The sequence below is a fragment of the Neobacillus sp. FW104-15D2 genome (assembly GCF_058790155.1).
Genome location: NZ_JBYTCJ010000065.1, coordinates 1 through 2,571, shown reverse-complemented (window position 1 = coordinate 2,571; position 2,571 = coordinate 1). Strand labels below are relative to the sequence as shown.

Here is a 2,571-nt window from a genome sequence, read left to right as displayed (position 1 = left end):
GAGCGAATGGCTAGTTCTTACTCGGCGGGAATCCCACCCGCTATATGATACGACCTAGGCTCGGCCGCACACCTGCCAAGTTAGTTGAATATGAAAAACATATTGCCGGCAGCCTAAGCGACATTGAATTGGCAGCTATTTTGACACTTCATTTTAATGATTCAATACTTATTGTCTTTACAATTGCTATGCCAAAAATGGTGAAATAAGCTAAAAACCTTAATAAATAAGAAAAATGACGTGTGCCAATTCACACGTCATTTCTTATGTCATTTATCGATAAAGCACCCGAAAAGGGAACCTTTACTATTAGGTGAATGGCTTTTTATAGTACAAAACTCCGCAACTATATGCAGCGTGTCTCCATGAGATTAAATACCAAATAAATGATTTCCTATTCTCTTAGTTACCGTACGAGTATAAATCCAACTATTCGTCGCTAATCCCGGATTATAGTAATAAACTGCACCGTCGCTCGGATCCCAGCCCATAAATGCATCCTTTACCGCTTTATAAGCACCTGAGTTTGGAGGTAATTGAGATTGTCCATCCATAAGCGAAGAAAAGGCATTCCTTTGAAGAATGACACCGTAAATAGAATTAGGGAATTCATCTGACTGCACCCGATTTAAGATAACAGCAGCTACGGCAACCTGTCCTTCATATCTTTCCCCGCGAGCTTCCCCATAAACCACATGCGCCATCATATCGACATCCTCGAGCCTTTGTGAAGTTTGTGGGCCGACAATACCTAATTGTTCTATGTTAAAATCTCTTTGAAACCGTGCTACCGAATCTTTAGTGATAGGACCATAATAACCGGTAGGCTGTGAGTGGAAATAGCCTAATTCTTTTAAAATGGATTGAATATGTATGACTTGCTCCCCTGTTGACCCAGTCGATAACGTGGCTGCCTTCGCTTCTTGATTTAATGCTCCAAACCCTACTAAAAACAATACTGTAAAAACAAATGGTTTTAAAATTTTCATTTACTTCTCCTTTGCTATTTAGTTTTTATGATTAGCTTGTTTTGTAACCTCCTTTCTTAAAAGCACAAATATCCATTACCCCTGTTTTTACAGAACTAAAACAAAATCTGAGAAAATAGGAATATCTTACCGGGTTTAAGTTTTAAATGTTTAAACCCTGAATACACGCTCCGGGGTTTTTCATTTATTATGGTCATTTATTCCAACCCCAATTCGGTGAAATATTTTAAGCAAATATTACGCCACTACATACCTTTCATTCCAACGAACTATCCCAAAAAAAAATCTATTTAATTAACTAGCAAATGTCTATACTCTTTTTAAAAATCTGCATTTACTAATTAGTAAGAATGGAGGTGGAAAATATGAGTAATCAAGATTTTAAATCCGAAGCTTACCGTCTTGTTGGACAAGAGGTTGAAGTTATAACAACGGAAGGAAGATATACAGGCACTCTTATGTCCGTTGGAAGTGATTCTCTTGTTCTTCAAACCAGAATTAGGGGCCGTTTGGTACGATTAATTATCCGCTTAGCGTTGATTGTTGCGCTTTTTAGATTTTTAGGCCAAAGAGGCATTTTTTAAAGACAGGTCAATTTTGATAAGCGCTCATAGCGCTTTTTTTTTGGGAACTAAAATGTTAACTTTGCTAACTAATATAACAATCACTACTGCTATGGCAAACCAGATATAACGTTCTAAAAACATCCCTATCGTCCAAGACAACCAGTTCCAATCATAGGTTACTAAATCCTCCTTTAAATGACTGATTCCTGAGACGTGCCCTGCACTGGATGAGAGGATCTTTATTAAACTGGTAATGACCCCTAAAAGAATATATATGTGGGCCACACTACTACACATCATGTTCCGGACGTGCAGTAAAAAAGCCAACTCTGTTGAGTTGACTAGATTTAATTTGTTTTATAATGAGTAACTGAGTACTAATTGCTCACCGATAGGACCCATCTTTCTTACTTCTGTATCTCGATAACCAACCTTTTCATACAATTTTTGTGCAGCAATATTTTTTTTATTAACTGCTAAGATTATTTCGTTAAAATTTGGAAATGATTGACGAGCAAATTCTTTTAACATTTCCATTCCTTTTTTTCCATAACCCTTACCCTGTTGAGAATGATTTATTGAGAGCGCTGTTAGCAACAAAGCTTTTGGATTATTTGTATAATCTTTTACTCTCTTACTAGAGTGTAGAATAAAGAACCCCACTGGTTCTTGATCGGCTAAAATCACAATAGGATATTGTTCACTAATATTAATTGCTTCTTCAATCTTATCGCTCGGTAATGCAGTGAATCTTACTTGATCTTCTGGTAAGTTAAAACCTCTTAAGAATTCTTCGTATTCACTTTTATAAAAATCTAACTTTACATCGTTAACCTCATTCATATTCAACCTCCTAGTATAGTAACCTCAACATTATTGTACCTTTAAGAACATACATTCTCAATAATTATAGGTAATATTTTCTAATTTTATAATACCTGTAACTGCTTAGGTTCTTAAATGTTTAGCTTTAAAAAAAAACGGGTACTTATCGCCAACTTCCAAAAACCTGGAAA

Annotated in this window: 4 protein-coding genes; 2 read left to right on the top strand and 2 right to left on the bottom strand. The window is 35.9% G+C overall.

From position 1 onward, the window contains the following. Positions 1-44: 44 nt before the first annotated feature. Positions 45-209: a hypothetical protein gene (locus AC3WR0_RS25310; RefSeq protein WP_492554839.1), complete on the top strand. Its 165-nt coding sequence runs from the start codon at positions 45-47 to the stop codon at positions 207-209. A 162-nt stretch (positions 210-371) separates the two neighbouring features. Here AC3WR0_RS25310 and AC3WR0_RS25305 read toward each other — a convergent pair whose 3' ends face one another. Then, the gene (locus AC3WR0_RS25305; RefSeq protein WP_492554838.1) at positions 372-989 is read right to left on the bottom strand and encodes a cell wall hydrolase; all 618 of its coding nucleotides are present in this window, start codon (positions 987-989) and stop codon (positions 372-374) included. Positions 990-1,354: 365 nt separating this feature from the next. Here AC3WR0_RS25305 and AC3WR0_RS25300 point away from each other — a divergent pair, with 365 nt between their 5' ends. After that, on the top strand, positions 1,355-1,573 hold the full coding sequence (locus tag AC3WR0_RS25300; RefSeq protein WP_492554837.1) for a hypothetical protein: 219 nt from the start codon (positions 1,355-1,357) through the stop codon (positions 1,571-1,573). Between the two features lie 339 nt (positions 1,574-1,912). Here AC3WR0_RS25300 and AC3WR0_RS25295 read toward each other — a convergent pair whose 3' ends face one another. Further along, positions 1,913-2,398 (bottom strand): GNAT family N-acetyltransferase, encoded by a 486-nt coding sequence (locus tag AC3WR0_RS25295; RefSeq protein ID WP_492554836.1) that lies wholly within the window; start codon positions 2,396-2,398, stop codon positions 1,913-1,915. Positions 2,399-2,571 lie beyond the last annotated feature (173 nt).